Annotated in this window: 15 protein-coding genes; 8 read left to right on the forward strand and 7 right to left on the reverse strand. The window is 71.3% G+C overall.

Going from position 1 to position 17,799, the window contains the following annotated elements:
- Nucleotides 1-122: 122 nt before the first annotated feature.
- Complete coding sequence (locus ACZ4FV_RS39710; protein WP_465325529.1) at nucleotides 123-926, forward strand: MFS transporter; 804 nt, start codon at nucleotides 123-125, stop codon at nucleotides 924-926.
- 170 nt (nucleotides 927-1,096) lie between these two features.
- Here the strand turns inward: ACZ4FV_RS39710 and ACZ4FV_RS39715 are convergent, their stop codons facing one another.
- Complete coding sequence (locus ACZ4FV_RS39715; RefSeq protein WP_395868512.1) at nucleotides 1,097-1,735, reverse strand: TetR/AcrR family transcriptional regulator; 639 nt, start codon at nucleotides 1,733-1,735, stop codon at nucleotides 1,097-1,099.
- Nucleotides 1,736-1,795: 60 nt separating this feature from the next.
- On the opposite strand from ACZ4FV_RS39715, the gene ACZ4FV_RS39720 reads away from it, so the two are divergent.
- Nucleotides 1,796-3,130, forward strand: a complete 1,335-nt coding sequence (locus ACZ4FV_RS39720; protein WP_402235656.1) for a GH1 family beta-glucosidase — start codon at nucleotides 1,796-1,798, stop codon at nucleotides 3,128-3,130.
- 180 nt (nucleotides 3,131-3,310) lie between these two features.
- Here ACZ4FV_RS39720 and ACZ4FV_RS39725 read toward each other — a convergent pair whose 3' ends face one another.
- The 5 genes from ACZ4FV_RS39725 to ACZ4FV_RS39745 all read right to left on the reverse strand — a co-directional run bounded on the left by ACZ4FV_RS39725 (nucleotide 3,311) and on the right by ACZ4FV_RS39745 (nucleotide 8,064).
- Nucleotides 3,311-4,831: an ATP-binding cassette domain-containing protein gene (locus tag ACZ4FV_RS39725; protein ID WP_465325531.1), complete on the reverse strand. Its 1,521-nt coding sequence runs from the start codon at nucleotides 4,829-4,831 to the stop codon at nucleotides 3,311-3,313.
- Between the two features lie 21 nt (nucleotides 4,832-4,852).
- Nucleotides 4,853-5,398 (reverse strand): hypothetical protein, encoded by a 546-nt coding sequence (locus ACZ4FV_RS39730; RefSeq protein ID WP_465325533.1) that lies wholly within the window; start codon nucleotides 5,396-5,398, stop codon nucleotides 4,853-4,855.
- A 344-nt stretch (nucleotides 5,399-5,742) separates the two neighbouring features.
- The gene (locus ACZ4FV_RS39735) at nucleotides 5,743-6,354 is read right to left on the reverse strand and encodes a 3'-5' exonuclease (RefSeq protein ID WP_465325536.1); all 612 of its coding nucleotides are present in this window, start codon (nucleotides 6,352-6,354) and stop codon (nucleotides 5,743-5,745) included.
- Between the two features lie 460 nt (nucleotides 6,355-6,814).
- On the reverse strand, nucleotides 6,815-7,255 hold the full coding sequence (locus ACZ4FV_RS39740) for a Scr1 family TA system antitoxin-like transcriptional regulator (protein WP_395868875.1): 441 nt from the start codon (nucleotides 7,253-7,255) through the stop codon (nucleotides 6,815-6,817).
- A gap of 182 nt (nucleotides 7,256-7,437) precedes the next feature.
- Complete coding sequence (locus ACZ4FV_RS39745) at nucleotides 7,438-8,064, reverse strand: permease-like cell division protein FtsX (RefSeq protein WP_465325540.1); 627 nt, start codon at nucleotides 8,062-8,064, stop codon at nucleotides 7,438-7,440.
- Between the two features lie 205 nt (nucleotides 8,065-8,269).
- Between ACZ4FV_RS39745 and ACZ4FV_RS39750 the strand changes: the two genes are divergently transcribed.
- From ACZ4FV_RS39750 to ACZ4FV_RS39765, 4 genes are all read left to right on the forward strand, one after another.
- Entirely contained in the window at nucleotides 8,270-9,001 is a 732-nt protein-coding gene (locus tag ACZ4FV_RS39750; RefSeq protein ID WP_465325542.1) for a PLP-dependent transferase, read from the forward strand.
- Nucleotides 9,002-9,438: 437 nt separating this feature from the next.
- On the forward strand, nucleotides 9,439-9,618 hold the full coding sequence (locus ACZ4FV_RS39755; protein WP_465325544.1) for a hypothetical protein: 180 nt from the start codon (nucleotides 9,439-9,441) through the stop codon (nucleotides 9,616-9,618).
- A gap of 302 nt (nucleotides 9,619-9,920) precedes the next feature.
- Nucleotides 9,921-10,283 carry a hypothetical protein gene (locus tag ACZ4FV_RS39760; protein WP_402235663.1) on the forward strand — a complete coding sequence of 121 codons (363 nt, stop codon included), beginning with the start codon at nucleotides 9,921-9,923 and terminating at the stop codon, nucleotides 10,281-10,283.
- A complete protein-coding gene (locus ACZ4FV_RS39765) occupies nucleotides 10,280-11,908 on the forward strand; it encodes a multicopper oxidase family protein (RefSeq protein WP_465325546.1) in 1,629 nt (542 codons plus the stop codon). Before ACZ4FV_RS39760 ends, ACZ4FV_RS39765 begins: the two co-directional genes overlap by 4 nt.
- A 478-nt stretch (nucleotides 11,909-12,386) precedes the next feature.
- Here ACZ4FV_RS39765 and ACZ4FV_RS39770 read toward each other — a convergent pair whose 3' ends face one another.
- Nucleotides 12,387-14,033 carry an MFS transporter gene (locus ACZ4FV_RS39770; protein ID WP_465325548.1) on the reverse strand — a complete coding sequence of 549 codons (1,647 nt, stop codon included), beginning with the start codon at nucleotides 14,031-14,033 and terminating at the stop codon, nucleotides 12,387-12,389.
- Nucleotides 14,034-14,342: 309 nt separating this feature from the next.
- Between ACZ4FV_RS39770 and ACZ4FV_RS39775 the strand changes: the two genes are divergently transcribed.
- A complete protein-coding gene (locus ACZ4FV_RS39775) occupies nucleotides 14,343-17,609 on the forward strand; it encodes an AfsR/SARP family transcriptional regulator (RefSeq protein WP_402235668.1) in 3,267 nt (1,088 codons plus the stop codon).
- 21 nt (nucleotides 17,610-17,630) lie between these two features.
- Entirely contained in the window at nucleotides 17,631-17,753 is a 123-nt protein-coding gene (locus ACZ4FV_RS39780) for a hypothetical protein (RefSeq protein WP_465325552.1), read from the forward strand.
- The last annotated feature ends 46 nt before the right edge of the window (nucleotides 17,754-17,799 follow it).

Consider the following 17,799-nt stretch of genomic DNA (forward strand, 5'->3'; position numbering starts at 1 on the left):
GAACAGCGGGAGCGGCATGGGTCAAGAAACCCTTGCCCCCGAAACCCCCTTCTTCGGACCTACTCGGGGCGGCGCTTCCCGGGTTGGTCCCCCCCCCCCCCCCCCCCCCCCAGCGCGGCGTGGTGCTGGGCTGGGCCACGGTCCCGCAGGCGGGTGGCCTGATCGTGGGCGGGCTGTCGATCGGCCTCGTCGTCGGGTTCTCCGCGCAGTACGTGCTGATGGCCGCCTTCCCGCTACTGATCGTGTTGTTCGCGGTCGTCTCGAAGGACCCGCCGCTGCCCGGCAGCCACCGCGAGTCTTTCTCGCTGCGCGGTTTCCTGGCCGGCTACCGGATCAGCCCTCGCGAACACCCGGACTTCGTCTGGGCGATGGGCTCCCGGTTCGTCATGGGTCTGGGCTACGGGCTGGGCACGCTGTACTTGCCGTATTTCCTGGACGATGTCCTGCACTACGAACAGCTCTTCCCCGGCCAGTCCACCGAGGACGGCCTGCTCATCGTGATCGGCGTCAACTGCCTGGCCACGATCTCGACGGTCGTCCTCAGCGGTTGGCTCTCCGACAGGCTGGGCAGGCGCCGCATGCCGGTGTTCCTCGGCGGCGTCACCATGGCCGTCGCCGCGGTCCCGCTCGCCCTGTCGCCCACCTGGACCATGACGCTGGTCGCGGCCGTGATTCTGGGTTTGGGCTACGGCGTGTACCTGGCCGTCGATACCGCTCTGGTCACCGAAGTGCTCCCGGCCTCGGGGAACCGGGGCAAGGATATGGCGCTGGCCAACCTGATGACCTCCCTGCCGTACGTGCTCGTCCCCCCGATCGCCTCGGTCGTGCTCGGCGAACTGGGGGGTTACCGCTCGTTGTTCCTCTGCTCCGCGGCCATGTCCGTGCTGGGCGCGGCACTGGTCTGGAAGGTCACGAGCGTTCGTTAGCGGTCCGCGCTCCCGCGGCACGGTCGGATGGCGCCGGACGGTCACATCGGACGCGCGCGGCTCGGCGGGGGGCGGGTGCCGCGTTCGTGTAGGCAGTCGCCGCAGCGCCGTTCGTGTCCTTCGGCGGCCAAGCGTGTGTCATGCCACCAACGGTCAAGCGTGTCATGCCACTACCGTGTTGTCAGTGCACGGATTCGATCGTTCAGATAGCTGTTGAGGACTCGTTTGCACTCGGCGATCAGCCGGGGATCGCCCTGCGAATCGGTGAGGAAGGCCAGTTTCAGCAGGCTGTCCGCGCACTCCAGGGCCACTCGGACGACGATCTCCAGTTCGGCGTCGTCCCGAGCCCCGGTCAGGGCCGCGGTCAGTCCGAGCAGCCGTCCGGCGACCGCGGTGTTGTTGTCCAGGGCCGGATCGAGGGTGTGGTCCCGGCCCTCCGCTCCGAAGTCGACCACGCCGAACCCGGTGATCGTCCGACGCATGGTGACGAATTCGTCGACGGTCACCTCCACGATGCCCGAGACGTCTTCGGGCTGCTCGCTCTCCAGCCGGGCCGAGACCCGCTCGAGGAAGACGCCCAGGTTGCGGGCGGCGAGCGCGCCGATCAGCCCCTCTTTGTCGGAGAAGAACTGGTACAGGGTCCCGATGGGCACCTCGGCCCTGCGGGCGACATCCTTGGTGGTCAGCGCGACGTAGCCGACTTCGTCCAGGAGCTCGGCACAGGCGTCCAACAGCCGTTCGAATCGTTCGGCGCTGCGCCTTTGCACGGGCCGCCGGCGCAGCGTCCCCGAGGTGCGATCTTGATTCACGCTTCCATCATCCCATCGATCCGCACTAACATGAGTACTACTCATGTTTTGGAGGTTGATGTGGCGCTTGACCATCTGCCCGCGGACTTCATCTGGGGCGCCTCGACGGCGTCGTACCAGATCGAGGGCGCCACCAAGGAGGACGGCCGTGGCCCGTCGGTGTGGGACACCTTCACCGCCCGCCCCGGCGCGATCCGCGACGGGCACACCGGTGACGTGGCCTGCGACCACTACCACCGGTACGAGGAGGACCTCGCGCTGATGGCCGAGGCGGGCCTCACCGGCTACCGCTTCTCGATCGCCTGGCCCCGAATCCAGCCGACCGGCCGAGGCGATGTCAACCTCCGGGGCCTGGACTTCTACGACCGCTTGGTCGACGGTCTGCTCGCGCGCGGCGTGGAGCCCGTCCCGACCCTGTTCCACTGGGACCTCCCGCAGGGCCTCGAGGACGACGACGGCTGGCTCAACCGCGACACCGCGTACCGCTTCGCCGAGTACTGCGCCATCGTGGCCGACAGGCTGGGCGACCGCGTCCGGAAGTGGATCACGCTCAACGAACCGTTCATCCACATGGTCTGGGGCTACGGTCTCGGTACCCACGCGCCGGGCCGCACCCTGTTCCTCGATTGCCTGCCGGTCGCCCACCACCAGCTGCTCGGCCACGGTCTGGCGCTGAGGGAGCTGCGCGAACGCGGCCTTCAGGTGATGATCGCCAACAACTGCACCCCGGTCTGGCCCGCCTCGGACGCCCCCGGCGACCGCGCCGCCGCGCAGGCCTACGACAACCTGCACAACCGCCTGTTCAACGACCCGATCCTTACGGGCGCCTACCCCGACCTGTCGGCCTACGGCGCGGACGCCACCCTCGGCGGCTCCGTCCGGGACGGCGATCTCGAACTCATCTCGGCTCCGTTGGACGCGCTCGGCATCAACTACTACAACCCGACCCGGATTCAGGCCCCGACGTCCGAGGGCCTGCCGTTCGAAGAGGCCCCCATCGAGGGCTACCGCCGCACCGCCTTCGACTGGCCCGTCGTCCCCGACGGCCTGCGTGAACTGCTCGTCGGCCTCAAGGAGCGCTACCCGACGCTCCCTCCGGTCTACATCACGGAGAACGGCTGTTCCGTCGACGACGTCGTCACCGCGGACGGCACCGTCCCCGACCTCGACCGTATCGACTACCTGGACACCCATCTCCGGGCCGTCGACGCCGCTGTGGCCCAAGGTGTGGACGTCCGTGGCTACTTCACCTGGACCCTGCTGGACAACTTCGAATGGGCCGAGGGATTCCACCAGCGCTTCGGCCTCGTCCACGTCGACCACGACACCCAGATCCGCACCCCGAAGGCGTCCTTCCTCTGGTATCGCGACCTCATCCGCGCCCGGCGCGGCTGAACACCCCGCCGAGTTCGCGCAGACACCGTACGAGCTCCGGCGGATCCCGGACGTCCAACTCGCGCCCGAGCCGGATCGGCAGCAACGTTGCACGCCGAACGCCCGACGCGGAACGCGGGCCCGTCCAGGACTCGGCCCGCGGGTGCCGCAGGGGCCGACCGCACGCCCGGCTCGGTTCGCTCAGACGGGTGACTTCCCGCCCGGGTCTGGTGGTCGGCCGCCACGCGTCGGTTCTTCGTCGGTGGTGTGTGCGGTGTCGTACTGCTCGGCCTGCATGCGGTACATGGCGGCGTAGCGCCCCTCGTCGGCGAGGAGTTCCCGGTGGCTACCGTGCTCGACGAGGGTGCCGTGGTCGAGGACGTAGATGTGGTCGGCGAGTCGGGTACTGGCGAGGCGGTGGGTGATGAGGATGATCGTGTGCCCGTCGTCGGCGAGTGCGCGGATTCGTTCGAACGCGGCGATCTCGGCTCGGGCGTCGAGGGCGGACGTCGGTTCGTCGGCGATGATCAGGTCGGCGTCGCGGTAGACACCGCGGCCCAGGAGGATGCGTTGCCACTGTCCGCCGGACAGGGCGACTCCGCCGATGTAGGAGCGGTCCAGCAAGGTGTCCCACTTCTTGGGCAGTTCGTCGATCACGTGGTTGGCCTCGGCGTATCGTGCGGCGGCCTCCAGGGCCGCGTCCGGGTCCGGCGCCGGGTGTTCCTCGTTGGTGGCGGTCCGGCCGCGCGGGCCGGGCACCGTCGTGGTGCCGGGGCGTGCGGTGTCGTCGGTGAGGGTGGGGCGGCCGACGCGGATGTTGGTGGCGGCGGTGAAGGGCCATTCGGTGAACGATTGGGAGATCAGGGCGACGCGGGCGAAGAGTTGGTCTCGGTCCAGGGTGGTGTCGTCGATGCCGTCCCAGCGGATGTGTCCCGATTGTGGCCGGTACAGTCCGGCGATGATCTTCGCCAGGGTGGTCTTGCCGGAGCCGTTCTCGCCGACGAGTGCGACGATCTGTCCGCGTTTGATGGTCAGTGAGACGGCGTCGACGGCGGGTTTGTCCCGGTCGGGGTAGGTGTAGGTGACGTTGTCGACGTGGATCTCGTCGGGGAACGCTTCCACGGGCAGGCCGCCGCGGGGGATGGCGTGTTCGTCCGCGAGCGCGCAGGTCCGTTCGAGGTCCTGGACGAACAGCGACTGTTTGTAGGTGTATTGGACCTGTTCGACGAGGCGGGTCAGTGCGCCGGTGCCGGTGCGGATCGCCAGGACCGCGGTGCCGGATGCGGCCAGTCCGGTGCGGCCGGTCCAGGTCAGCCACCCCAGTACGACGTAGGTCGCGCCGGTCGCCAGGCCCGCGAGCGCGGCCGACAGCAGCCCGGTGACGGCTTCGGCGCGGGCGAGTCGGCTCTCCTCGGCCTCGCTTGCCGCGGCCATCCGTTTGTAGTGCCCCACCAGGTAGTCGCCGACGCCGTGCACGCGGATCTCGGGCCCCGAGCCGATGTGGCGCAGATGCCAGCCGACCTCGCCCTGCTGCCGGTTGTGGTCGATCCACTGTTGGACGGAGGTGTAGCGGCGCCGTGCGTCACGGACCGCGCCCCAGGCCTGTGGCACGGTGATCAGCGCGAGGAGGGGGAGCAGCACCGGGTGCAGCACGGCGAGTACCGTTCCGGCTGCGGCGAGCGAGATCAACGCGTTGGCGATGCCGATCGTGTAGGAGATCATGCGTCGGGAGGCGTCCGTGCCTCAGTTCGCCGATTGCAGGAGCCGTTTGAAATCACCGTCCTCCAGGGTGGCCATCTCCACCCTGGAGGTCTTGCTCAGCAAAGAGGTCTCCGCGGCGCGTTCGATTTTGGGTTCCAGGCGCCCGGACGCGGTGGTGGACACCGCCTGCAGCAGCGAGATGACGATCCCGGAGGCCGCGAGCGCCATCAGCGCGGGCAGCGCCGCGCGCACCCGGTCGGGTGTGGCGCCGGCGGCGAACAACCGCACCAGGACCTGGTTGGTGGCCAACAGGCTGAACGCGCCGGCCAGACCGCGACCGAGCTCGGCGAGGCTGACGGCCGACAGTGCCCGGGGGTCGGTGCGCCACGCCAGGCGCACCGACGCGGCGACAAGCCTGGGCAGTTGCCGGAACGTGCCGAGCAGCGACAGGTGCAGGTGCGCGTTCTGGTGTGCGAAGGCGCCGTGGTCGTAGACGAGCCTGCCGCCGAAGAGTTCCTCGCCGCTGGCCGCGCCGCGAGCGATCGTCTCGGCCGCCTGGTCACGGCGTCGCCTTGGTCGTCGGGTCACGAAGTCCTCCGTCCGCCGTTCGGAACGTCCTGGGCTGCGGATTTCTCGTGCACGGGCGCCTCCTGGAGAAGTGGAGCGGATCGGCGGATCGCCGGATCGATGGATGGTCGGCGGGAGGCGGGGGCCCGCGAACGACGAGTGCGTGCCTGGGCGGAGTTGCGGGACGGCGGAGGCCGCCTGTGTGGCGCGTCATCGTCGGCAGTTCCACGGCGGGGGCGCGTGGGACCGGGCCGCCGGTACGGGCGACGGCGAGGCGCCTCGCCCGCAGTCCCATCTCGATGCGGCGGGCGAGGGTCTTTTCATGCCGCTGGCGTGGGTTCCGGCGACATCGATGTGTGCGGGGGTCACCACAGTGGGAGTTCCTCGTCTCGATGAGGTGGGGGAGAGGTTCCGGGCAGGCCCGGGGGCACGGCTGCGGCGACCAGGGCTTCCCAGGTCGGATAGTGCGCGGCGAGGTCGAGCAGAAGCAGGGCGGTGGCGTGGGCGTCGAATCCCGCGCGGTGGCGTCGTCCGGGGATCGCGGCGGTGTCGGCGCCGATGTACTCGAGGAGCGCATCGAGGGTGTGGCGGGTGGCTGTGGGGTGGATCGCGCGGGCCAGGCGCAGGGTGTCCAGGACGCCGAGCGGCTGCCAGTCGGGGAGGTGACGGGACAGGACCCGGTAGTCGACGGACGCGTTGTGTGCGGCGATCCACACGCCGTCGAGGTCGCGTCGGATGTAGGGGGCGACGGTGTTCCACGAAGACGCGTTCTCGACGTCCTGGTTGGTGATGTGGTGAACGCCCGTTGTGAAGGCGGTGATCGGCCGCGGCGGGCGGACGAGCGTGGAGCGCGCGGACTCCGAGCGCACTTGGCCATCGGCCACAGGGATTGCGGCGACTTCGACGAGGTCCGGCGGTTGGGCACCGTTGCCCTCGACGTCGACGACGAGCAGGCGCGGCCACGTGCCGAAGTCCATGCGTCCCTCCGCGGGATCGTCAGGCGGTGGGCCATCCGATGTCGGCGCGGCCGAGCCTGCCAGGGGTGGCGGCGCCGACCTGTCCTTTCGCGTTGCGGGCGGCCCACCGAGGCGCGTCTCGGTGACCCGCGGCGCAGAGTCCGAAAACCGAGTTCGACCATGGCGCGATCCCTCGATCGCGAGGGCACGACAGGGATCCCCGGGGATGAGGGCGATGCGGTGACCGGCACAGTGGTTGTCGCAAGGCTGACCGGGGACGTTCGGCGGTCTCCCCGCCGGACCGTCGCGGACCGACCCGTCCGCCTCGATCGAGCACACGCGGAACCTGATGTCGGTGATCGGGGGGCGAGCGCGCGGACCTCGGGAACCTGCCGGATGCGGCCATGCGTCCACCGTGACGCGGCGCCGGGCCCGGCGGCCAGGAAGTTCCACAAAATTCCGCGGGGAACACTCGAACGGGCTACTCCAGGGCATCGGTCGCGGCAGCGACGAGCGCGCGCGCCCGGGTCCCGTGTACGGCGGCGAGTTTGGTCAGTTCGGCGAAAGCCCGCACGCAGTCCTCGACGTCGCCGGCAGCGGTGATGTCGACCTCGGCTCTCGGCCACTCGATGGCGACCCGGTCCTCGTCGTAGACGGTGAACGACGCCACGCCCCGGATGTGTTCGCGTGCCGCGCCGAACGGTATGACGCCGAGCGCGACCTGCGGACAGGCCATCGCCGTGAGCAGGTGCCCGAGCGGACCGGCCATGGTCGCGGCGTCGTCGTACCGCTGCCTCAGCACCCGTTCCTCGATCACCGCGCGAAGCGGTGGCCGGGGCGGTGGAGCACCCGCGACCGCTCCAACCGGGCCTTCACCGCCTCCGCGACGTCGTCCCGAACGCCTCGGAAGCGTCGGGTCGATCCCAGGAGCGCGGCGATCGGGCCGGTCGGCGCACCCGCCAGGGCACGGTTACACCCTGCGCAGCTGAGGCCCGAGTACGGTGCGACGGCCGGCTTGGGCTCGGTGTCGGTCACGACGCCCCGCGGTTTCGAGCCAGGGCCCAAGTGATTCACGAAGCACGGCGCGCCTGGCCCGTTCCGGGGTCAGCGGCGCCGTGGCGGGGCCGGGGGAGAGGCGGGCGGGCCGGAGGGGGTCCGCTTCATGGTCGAGGCCACTCCCGGGCGTTCCTCGAACGCGGACGCCACCGTCGTGATGGTGGCGGGGTCCTTGAGTTTGATGCGGAAGGACTCCGGGAGTTGCTCGGCCGTCATCGCGTCGAGGAGGAGGGGGTTGCCGGCGTTCTGCGCGCGAAACAGCTCCCATGCCTGTCCCCGGTCCTCGAAGTACACGTGCTCGACCTGCGGCATGGCTTTGAGCGCGGCGAGGATCTCCTCGCGTTGGGCGTTGGTGACGGCGCCGCTCGAGCAGCCGCCCGTCTTCGGGTCGGAGACCCGGCACAGGAACACCGTCAAGTCCACCTTCCCGGCCCAGAAGTCGACACCCGGCGGCAGGTTGTCCGCGCCCCAGACGGGAGCCTCCCCGGCCGCGCCGTCGGAGCCGGGCCCGGCCGACCCCGCGACCGCCGAGGGGGCCGCCTTCGGCTGCTTCGGGTGTGCCTTCCCGTTGTCGCCGCCGGAGCAGGCGGCGGCCGTCGTGATCGACAGGAGCACGGTCGCGCATCGGATGGCGACCCCGCCCGTGCGGGATGTGTTCCGGTTGCCCATGCTCATCCCCCGATGTGAACGTGTCTGGTACCGAGCGTAGTTGGTGGGCCTCTCACCGGATCCGACCGCACCTTCGAAGGCGTCCCGGGTGCGCGAATTCGTGCTCCTCGACCGCACGTACTCGTCCCGCGGGCCCGCCACAGCCAGGTGCCGCAGGTGTCGGTGTCCAATAGGCGCGGACCGGGCCGGGCGGCGCGCACCGTGTGCTCTCATGGTTGCGCGCGGGCGCGCCCGCGCGCAGCAACGCGGCGAACGGCGGGCCGGGGAACACGTCTACGGCGTCGAGGACATGCTCACCGCAAAAGCGCGGGCCGCGGTAGAGGCGTGCGGTGCCGCGTCCGCATCGTCGTGCAAGGAGCGCCTGGCGGAGCTCGCCTCGCAGTGGGCCGCGGATGCGGGCGGTCGGACGGTCGACACCCTCGCCGTACGGCTGATCCATGCGCAGACCGTCGCGGCGGCCGGCGACGTGCTGCTCTGCCGGGAGCTGCTGCGGGAGGTCGTCGAGGACGCCTCCCGCGTCCTGGGCCGTGACCACGAGCTGACCCTGCGCGTGCGCGCCGCCGGCTCGACGCACGTGGCCGTCGGCGATGGCCGACGCGGAGCGGAAGGCCCGCGCCCTGATACGCGACGAACACCTCCGATGGGCCGCAGACACCGAACGCGTGCTCGGCCCCGACCATCCGCTCAGCGTCTCCGCCCGCCGGGCGGCCACAGCTTCGAACTCGTCGACGCGGCGCACGTCGACGCCGTCTGCGCCGCAGTGCGCGTCGTCACTTCGGCCACCAGTCTCGGCGGCGTCGAGAGCACGATCGAGCGACGCGCCAAACTCCTCGGCCAGGAACACGTCCCGCCCGGCCTGCTTCGCCTCAGTGTCGGGTGCGAACACGTCGAAGACCTGTGGGACGACCTCACCACGGCCATCACCGCAACCCGTACGCGTTGACGCGGACACAGGGCTCGTAGACATCCGCCCCCGCTCGTACGCCGCTCACGCCCTGGGCGAGCGGGGCCCGTTCGGCCGGGGAGGAGAACGTGGTTACGGCCAACCCATCCCGAGACGGCCTCGGGGTGTTCGTACGGTCGGAGTTGTGAGCGCACGTGGTGCGTGTACCACCTCGGTTGTGGCCGGCGCAGCCGATCTACTCCGTCCGGTGCCGGCGCACTTCGTTCTTGCTCATGAGGGCGTCACACGAGCCGTCGAACAGACTGATCTCAGTTCGAATCGCTCCGCAACCGAGTAGGTCGGCCCACGAAACCACCTCGTTTTCAGAGTGGTTCGAGGTCCCGCATGCCCACAGTCCCGGCGTCTTCCCGAAGGATGGCGCTTTCCTCGACGCGCCGACGGCGGCCCAACGCAGCAACAACCAGGGGAGCACTGCCATGCGCATTTCCAACACCACCCGTCTTCCGGGCGTCATCTCCGCCGTCGCGGTCCTCTGCTGCGCCGTGCCGTCCGCGGCGGCTGCCGACGTGCACGATCAACCCCGCGGCTGCCGCATCCCGGGTCGAGAACTGCCACTGGGGGCCGAAGGAATGCCCGCGCTGATCGACGTCGAGTAGGCGGCCTCGCGCCCCGGCTGCCCCGGCCGGACGTCGACTCACAACGCACGCACGTCCGGTCGCGACTCGTCCGACCCGAAGGGCCTGTCGTGTTGCTTCAACACCTGGGAAAACGACCATCCCCCCGGGGTGGGCGACATGCCCCCACCCATGCGATCCGGTTGCGCCGGAACGAGGAGATCGCGATGCATGTACCACCGGATCGCTACGAAGCGCGGTTCTCCGCGCTGAAAGGGAAACGTGGCCGGGGGCGGGTGAGTTCGCGTCGATCGGGTGTCAGACCGAGGGCGTGGCCCGTCGTCGTGGTGCGCGTACTGGGCGTCCTGTTCGCGGTCGGGACTTTGACCCAGGCGATTGTGGCGGGCCGGTTCGTGACCGGTGATGTGGATCTGCTCCGGGTCCACGGGGCCGTGGGCGGGTCGCTGGTCCTGTTTCCCATGGTGCAGATGGTCGCGGCCGTGCTGCTGTGGTGGTTCGGGCGTGGCCCCGTCTGGTACCTCGCCTATCCGCCTGTGCTGTTCGTCCTGGTCGTCACGCAGATCGGCGCGGGCGGCGCGCGCAATCTCGCCCTGCACATCCCGCTCGGGACGGCTCTCGTGGGAGTCGCGGCCTGGAATCTGACCTGGTCGTTCGGGTTTCGTCGGCATCGGGAGCCGACGATATGAGCCGATACTTGTCGCGTCGGGGATTCCTGGGGTTGAGCGGGGGCGTGGCCCTGTCGGCGGCGGTCGGTTGTTCGACGACCACGACGAGCGGGGAGTTGTTGCGCAGCCGGGCGCGGTTGCCCGAACCGTTCACCGTGCCGTTGCCGATTCCCGCGCAGGCGGTTCCGGTGGTGGACGGGTCGGGGGCGTCACGGTTCGAGGTGGTGCAGCGGGCGGCCGAGGTGGAGATCCTGCCGGGGACGCGGACCACGGTGTGGGGCTACGACGGGACGTTTCCCGGCCCGACGTTTCGGCTGCGGTCGGGACACGAGGCGGTGGTACGGGTGCGGAACGAGCTGGTGGTGCCGACGTCCACGCACCTGCACGGCGGCGTGACCCCGCCCGAGTCCGACGGCTACCCCACCGATCTGGTGATCTCCAAGGGTGGGTACAGCCCGGCCGTGAACGCCGTCCACCAGGCAACACAGAACGGCGGGCACGGCGGGCACGGCGGGCACGGCGGGCACGGCGGGCATGGGGCGATGGTGGTGCGCCCGAACCAGTGGACGACACACGCCCACACCAGGGACTACGTCTATCCGCTCGCCCAGCGGGCGGCAACGCTGTGGTACCACGACCATCGGATGGACTTCTCCGGGCCGCAGGTGTGGCGCGGCCTGGCGGGCTTCTTCCTGGTCACGGATGCGGAGGACGAGGCGCTGCCGCTGCCGTCCGGCGAACGCGACGTCCCGCTGATGATCTGCGACCGCGCGTTCGAGGCCGGCGGGGAGTTTCGCTACCCGGCGTTGGACCCCACCCTGATCGGGAGACCCGGTGTCGAGGACGACTTCATGGAGGGGGTCCTGGGCGACGTCGTCCTGGTCAACGGGGCGCCGTGGCCGGTGCTGGAGGTCGAGGCGACCAGGTACCGGCTGCGCGTGCTGAACGCGTCCAACGCCCGCCGGTACGGGCTGCGGTTGGACCCCGAACCACCGGACGGGAGCCCGGCGTTCGTGCAGGTCGGCAGCGACGGCGGCCTGCTGGAGCGGCCGGTGGGGCACGACCGGGTGCCGATCTCCCCGGCGGAGCGATTCGACCTGGTCGTCGACTTCGGTCGCTACCCCGTCGGCACCGAGGTGACGGTGCGCAACATGCTCGGCGAGACCGCCGGCACCCGCGAGGTGATGCGGTTCCGGGTGGTACGTCGGGCCCGTGACGAGTCCCGGATTCCCGAACGGCTTTCGGAGCCGAGGCTGCCGACACGAGGTGACGCGGTGCGGACCCGCGCGTTCGACTTCCGACAGACCAAACGCGCAGGCGCACGGATGTGGACGATCAACGGCCGTGTATTCGACCCCGACGAGCACCTCGCCGACCCGGCGCTGGGCACCGTCGAGTTGTGGCGCCTGTCCAGCGACTTCCACCACCCGGTCCACCTGCACCTGGCGCACTTCGCGGTCGTCGGTCGCGGTGCCGGCGCACCGGCCGCCACGGACGCGGGCTGGAAGGACACGGTGGATGTGCGCCCATACGAGACCGTCGAAGTCCTCGCCCGCTTCGACGGGTTCAAGGGCCGGTACATGATGCACTGCCACAACCTCGAACACGAGGACATGACCATGATGGCCAACTTCCGCGTCACGTAGCCATTCGTGCGCCCCGCACGCCGAACCACTACGGCGTGAGAACTTCCCGGTGGGGACGTGCACGACGACGTGGAGGGCCTGCTGGTGGGGACCGGGTGAGCCGAGATCCCGGCAGGGCGCCACAGCAAGCAGCAAGCAGCAAGCAGCAAGCGGCGAGCAGCGAGCAGCGAGCAGCGAGCCGCGAGCAGCGGGACGCGCGGACGCGCCGGCGCGACGAACCCGCACGCCGGCGCCCCGCGAAACGGGCAAGGTCGGTGGGAGTCCCGGCGCCTTCCCCCGCACGGCAACGGCCCGACCGCGCCCGAGCCCGCCGACCGGACGCGGTCGTATCCCGGTGCCGACGACAACCCGCCGACAGCGACCGCGAACCTCCTCGAGCGCGCACCGCCCACCCGCGACACCGACGCGCCCGGCGTTCACGGGTGTCCTGTTCGGGTTCAGGGGCTGGTTGGGGCGCGATCCGCCGCAACGCACGGCCTCACGCGATCGTCGGGGGTGTACCGGCAGGCGGGTCGGGGATCGTGGACCGGTCCCGGTCCGCGGCGATCCCGGCGGTGACGGGGACCCGGTCGGGCTCCACCCCCGCGTCGGGTGAGCTCTCGGCCGTGTCCCGATCGGCGGTCGGGCCCGCGTGCCGCAACATGGACACCGCCAAAGCCGCCAATACGAGCATCAGCGCCGCGCCGACCCCGCCCACCACGTTCAAGCCCGTCGTGAAGGCATCCCGCGCCGAGCCCAGTACGTCGTCCCGCGGCCCCGCCGGCAATCCTTCGGCCGCTGCCGTGACCCCCGCCAGGCTGTCGTGCGCGGCGTCGGCGACCCTGTCGGGGACACCCTCCGGGATCGACTCGTCCGTCCGGTCCCGGTACACCGCGGCGCCCAGGCTGCCGAGCACGGCGATCCCCAGCGCCAAGCCGAACTCCGTGCCGGTCTCCGCCACCGCGGCGGCCGAACCCGCCTCCTCCGCCGGTACCGATCCCACGATCAGATCGACGCCGAGCACCATCACCGGGCTGAACCCCGCGTAGAGCACGACGAATCCGGTCACCAGGAGCGGCAGCCCACCCGTGCTGTCGACCAGGGCCAGAAGCAGGTACCCCACCGCCGCGACGGCCAGACCACCGCCGAGCACGTAGCCCGGCCGCACCCGACGGGCCACGACCGTGGTCGCCAACGTCGCGGCGATCAACGCGAAGGCCGCCGGCAGCAGCCACATCCCCGCCCGCACCGGGGACAGGCCCTCGACAAGTTGCAGGTATTGCGTGACGAACAGATACATCCCGCCGAGCCCGCTCGCCGCCAGGACCGAGACCACCGCCGCGGCCCGGAACGTGCGGTTGCGGAACAGCCGCAGATCCAGGAGCGGATGGGCGAGCCGACGCTGGCGACGGGCGAAGACGTACCCGAAGACCGGGCCGACCACCAGCACCACCGCGGCGGACGTCTCGAAACCGTGTCCGGCCCACCGCTTGATCCCGTAAATCACCGGCAGAATCGCCGCGAGGGAGAGGACGACACTGACCACGTCGAGCCGCCCGGCCTCGGGATTCCGGTACTCCGGCAGCAACAACGGCGCGGCGACCAGCAACACCGCCATCACCGGCACACCGAGCAGGAAGACCGAACCCCACCAGAACGCGTCGAGCAGCAGACCGCCGACGACCGGACCCGCCGCGATGCCGACCGAGAAGCAACTCGCCCAGATCCCGATGGCCGAGCCCCGCTCCCTGGGGTCGGTGAACATCGTGCTGATCAAGGACAACGTGGACGGCATCAGCGTCAACCCGGCCACACCCAGGAGCGCGCGGGCGACGATCAACATCTGCGGCGACGTCGCGTAGGCGGCCAGCACCGACGCGGCCCCGAACGCGGCGGCGCCGATCACCAACAGCCTCCGTCTGCCGATCCGGTCACCCAACGTGCCCATGGTCACCAGAAACCCGGCGATCATGAAGCCGTAGACATCGGTGATCCACAACGTCTCGGCGCCGTCCGGACGCAGATCCGCGCCCAGTTGCGGCAACGCGAGGTAGAGGACGGTCACGTCGAGGGAGAGCAACATCGTGGGCAGCGCGAGAACGGCCAACCCGATCCACTCGCGGGGGCCGGCGCGAACACCGGACATCGTCGGACTGTGCGAAGACACGGGACATCTCCCAAGGAATCGTCATGCTGTTTCGGCAGCGCCCGTCTATGCGCCGCGCCGGGACGGGGTCGCGACGGGTGGGGACGAAGCAGGAACGGAGAACGAGGAGGCCGAGGCGCCTCTCCGACTCCGACCCCGCGAGCACCACACCGGCCGGACCGGACACCAATGTGCCGGCCGCGCCTTCAGGTCTCCTACCGGTTCGCTTCAGGTAGCCTCCGGGCGGCCGTGTGGCGCTCGCCGATCGCGTGCATCGGGCGCCCGCCCGCCCCTTGCTACGGTGGCGCCATGCACTTCGGGGTACTCGGGCCACTGGACGTCCGAACGGCGGACGGAACGCCGGTCAAGGTCCCCGACCTGAAGGTCCGGGCTCTGCTCGCCGACCTCCTCGCACATCGCGGCCGAACCCGGTCGGTGGACCGTCTCGTCGAGGATCTGTGGCGCGAGAACCCGCCCGCCAACCCCACCGCGGCGCTCCAGACCCGGGTCTCCCAACTGCGCCGTGCCCTGGAACGGGCCGAACCGGGAGGCCGCGATCTCGTCGTCACCCGCGCCCCCGGCTACGCTCTGCACCCCGCGGCCGACACGGTCGACGCGGACCGCTTCGCGGCCCTGGCCGCCGCCGCGCGCACCGCGGGCGACCCCCGGACGCGTGCGGGACTGCTCGCCGACGCGCTGGCCATGTGGCGCGGCCCCGCGTTCGCCGACTTCGCCGACGCCGAGTTCACCCGCTCCGCCGCGGCCGGCCTCGACGAACAACGCGTGGCCGCCCTCGAGGCGCAAGCCGAAGCCCGACTCGAACTGGGCGAACACAGCCTCCTCATCGCCGAACTCGCCGAACTCAGCGCTGCCCACCCACTCCGCGAAGGTCTGCGCGCCACGTACATGCGCGCCCTGTACCGCGCGGGCCGAACCAGCGAAGCCCTCGCGGTCCACGACGAACTCCGCGCCCGCCTCGCCGACGAACTCGGCCTGGCCCCCGGACCCGAACTCGCCGCCCTGCGCCAGGCGATCCTCACCCACGACGCCGAACTGCGGCCGGCCTCCACCCCCGTCACCTCCGTCGCCCGCCCCCGCGACAACCTGCCCGCAGCGCTCACCGACCTGGTCGGCCGGGAACAGGCCATCGACGACGTGCGCACACTCCTCGGCGCCGGCCGTCTGGTCACCCTCACCGGACCCGGCGGCGTCGGCAAGACCCGCCTCGCCGTGGCCGCCGCCACCCGCGTCGCGGACACCTACCCCGACGGCGCCTGGCTCGTCGAACTCGCCGGACACGGCCGCCCCGACGCAGACCCGCCCGCTGCGCCCGACGACATCGCCCACGCCGTCACCGCGGCCCTCGACATCCGCGACGACACCGCCGAGGCCCGACCCCACGCCGGCCCCTCGGACATCACCGCCCGCCTCGCCGCCGCGCTGCGCCCGCGCCGGCTGCTGCTGGTGCTGGACAACTGCGAACACGTCGTCGACGCCGCCGCCGCCCTGGTCGACCGCCTCCTGCGCGCCGCCCCCGAGCTGCGCATCCTCACGACCAGCCGGGAGGCCCTGGGCCTGGCCGGAGAACACCTGTGGCCCGTGCCGCCGCTGACCCTGCCCGACCCCACCGCCGACCCTCGCCCCGAGACCCTCGAACGCGCCGGCTCGGTACGGCTGTTCGTCGCCCGTGCCGCGGCCGCCGCGCCCGGATTCCGGCTCGACGCCGGCAACGCCCACGCCGTCGCCGCCGTCTGCCGCCGCCTCGACGGGATCCCGCTCGCGCTGGAACTCGCCGCCACCCGGGTGCGTGCCCTGGGCGTGCACGACCTCGCCGACCGCCTCGACGACCGCTTCACCGTCCTCGCCGCAGGTCGCCGCGTCGGGCCGGCCCGTCAACAAACCCTGCGGGCGATGATCGACTGGAGCTGGGAACTGCTCACCGCCACCGAGCGCGCGGTCCTGCGCCGACTGGCCGTACACGCCGACGGATGCACCCTCGAGGCAGCCGAAGCCGTCTGCGCCACGGACGCGGTCCCCGGCCCCACCGTCGTGCAGGCTCTCGCCCGCCTGGTCGACCGATCGCTCGTGGTCGTGGCCGAAGGTCCCACCGGTCCGCGCTACCGCCTCCTCGAATCGGTCGCCGCCTATTGCGTCGAACGTGCCCGCGAAGCCGGCGAGTCGAAGGATCTCCGCCGCCGCCACGACCGGTACTACACGGACCTGGCCGAACGCGCCGCACCCCACTTGCACGGACACGGTCAGCGCGCCTGGCTCGAACGCCTCGACACCGAGACCGCCAACCTGCGCAACGCGCTCGACAGCGCCCTGTGCCACCGGGCCGGCGAGATCGCCCTGCGCCTGACCAACGCGCTGGCCTGGTACTGGTTCCTGCGCGGGCGAACCACCGAAGCCCGCCGGGCCCTGAGCGCCGCCCTCGCGCTGCCCGCCACCGACGCCACGGCTCGCGCCCGAGCCCGAGCCGGGGCCTGGTTGGCCGGGCTCGAACTCCAGGCCGGCGCCGCCGCCGATCCGACCGGGCACATCGACACGGCCCTGCGCGCCTTCGACGGTGGGCACGACCCGCACGGGCGAGCCAGGGCTCAGTACTTCCTCGCCTTCGCCACCAGCGGACTCGGCGACCGAAGCGTCGTCCTCGACCATCTGCGCGAAGCCGGCACCGCCTTCCGCGAACTCGACGACCCCTGGGGCATCGCCTCGGCGCAGGCCGCCCTCGACGAGGAGGAGCTCATCCGCGGCGACGTCGCGGTCTTCCGCCGCAGTTGTCGCGAGAACGTCGCGCGATTCCACGAACTGGGCGACCGATGGGGCGAACTACGCGCCACCGACTGCCTCGGCATGGCCGTCGAGGTCGTCGGCGACTACGCCCAGGCCGCCCGCCTGCACCGCGAGGGACTGCGCATGGCCGAGGATCTGCGCCTATGGCCGCAGGTATCCCACAAGCTGGCCCAACTCGGCCGGATCGCCCTGCTCACCGGCGACTTGGAAGCGGCCGACGAATTCCACGAACGGGCGCTGCGGCTCGCCGCCGAGCAATTCGACCAACGCGCGGAGCAGTTCGCCCAGGTCGGCCTCGCGCTCGCCGCCCGGCGGCGTGGCGACCATGCCACCGCCGAGCGGCACCTGCGCGTCTGGCTCGACTGGAACCGCCGGCGAGACGGCGACCCCGGGACTGCGCTCATCCTGGCCGAACTCGGATTCCTCGCCGAACAACGCGGTGATGCGCGGGCCGCGTGGGACCTCCACCACGAGGGCTATCTCGCCGCGCGCGGCCTCGCCGACCCCCGCGCCGTCGCCCTCGCCCTGGAGGGTCTCGCCGGCGCCCACGCGATCGCGGGCCGCCCCCGGGCCGCGGCCCTGCTGCTCGGCGCGGCCGAGGCGGCCAGGGAGTCGGTCGGCGCACCGCTGCCGCCGGCCGAACGCGGCGACGTCGACCGGACCAGCGCCGCCGTGCGGACGGTCCTGGACGACGCGAGCTTCGCCGCGACCTTCGCGCGCGGCCGCGGCCTCACCGCCGAGGCCGCCGTCACCGACGAAGCCGGCGCGGGGCCGGGATGAGGATTCGGCTCCGCCGCCGGTGTGCCCTATGGCAACGACCCCAGCGAGCCCGACAACGGTCGGATCGACCACCCGTTGTGCCTTCGTGCCCTGTACTTCACCGACGACGCCGGAAACCTGTACGAGGTCATGTCTCCCGGATAGCAGCCTTCATACGGCAGGCACGGTGGGGGCGTGGTCGGATCAATCG

It is taken from the genome of Embleya sp. NPDC025285 (assembly GCF_055558835.1).

Excerpts from the sequence above, each read along its gene's own strand:
- ACZ4FV_RS39775 (WP_402235668.1), top strand. The coding sequence starts at position 14,343 with ATGCACTTCGGGGTACTCGGGCCACTGGACGTCCGAACGGCGGACGGA.
- ACZ4FV_RS39770 (WP_465325548.1), bottom strand. The coding sequence starts at position 14,033 with ATGTCCGGTGTTCGCGCCGGCCCCCGCGAGTGGATCGGGTTGGCCGTT.
- ACZ4FV_RS39735 (WP_465325536.1), bottom strand. The coding sequence starts at position 6,354 with ATGGACTTCGGCACGTGGCCGCGCCTGCTCGTCGTCGACGTCGAGGGC.
- ACZ4FV_RS39755 (WP_465325544.1), top strand. The coding sequence starts at position 9,439 with ATGCGCATTTCCAACACCACCCGTCTTCCGGGCGTCATCTCCGCCGTC.
- ACZ4FV_RS39765 (WP_465325546.1), top strand. The coding sequence starts at position 10,280 with ATGAGCCGATACTTGTCGCGTCGGGGATTCCTGGGGTTGAGCGGGGGC.
- ACZ4FV_RS39750 (WP_465325542.1), top strand. The coding sequence starts at position 8,270 with ATGGTTGCGCGCGGGCGCGCCCGCGCGCAGCAACGCGGCGAACGGCGG.
- ACZ4FV_RS39745 (WP_465325540.1), bottom strand. The coding sequence starts at position 8,064 with ATGAGCATGGGCAACCGGAACACATCCCGCACGGGCGGGGTCGCCATC.
- ACZ4FV_RS39725 (WP_465325531.1), bottom strand. The coding sequence starts at position 4,831 with ATGATCTCCTACACGATCGGCATCGCCAACGCGTTGATCTCGCTCGCC.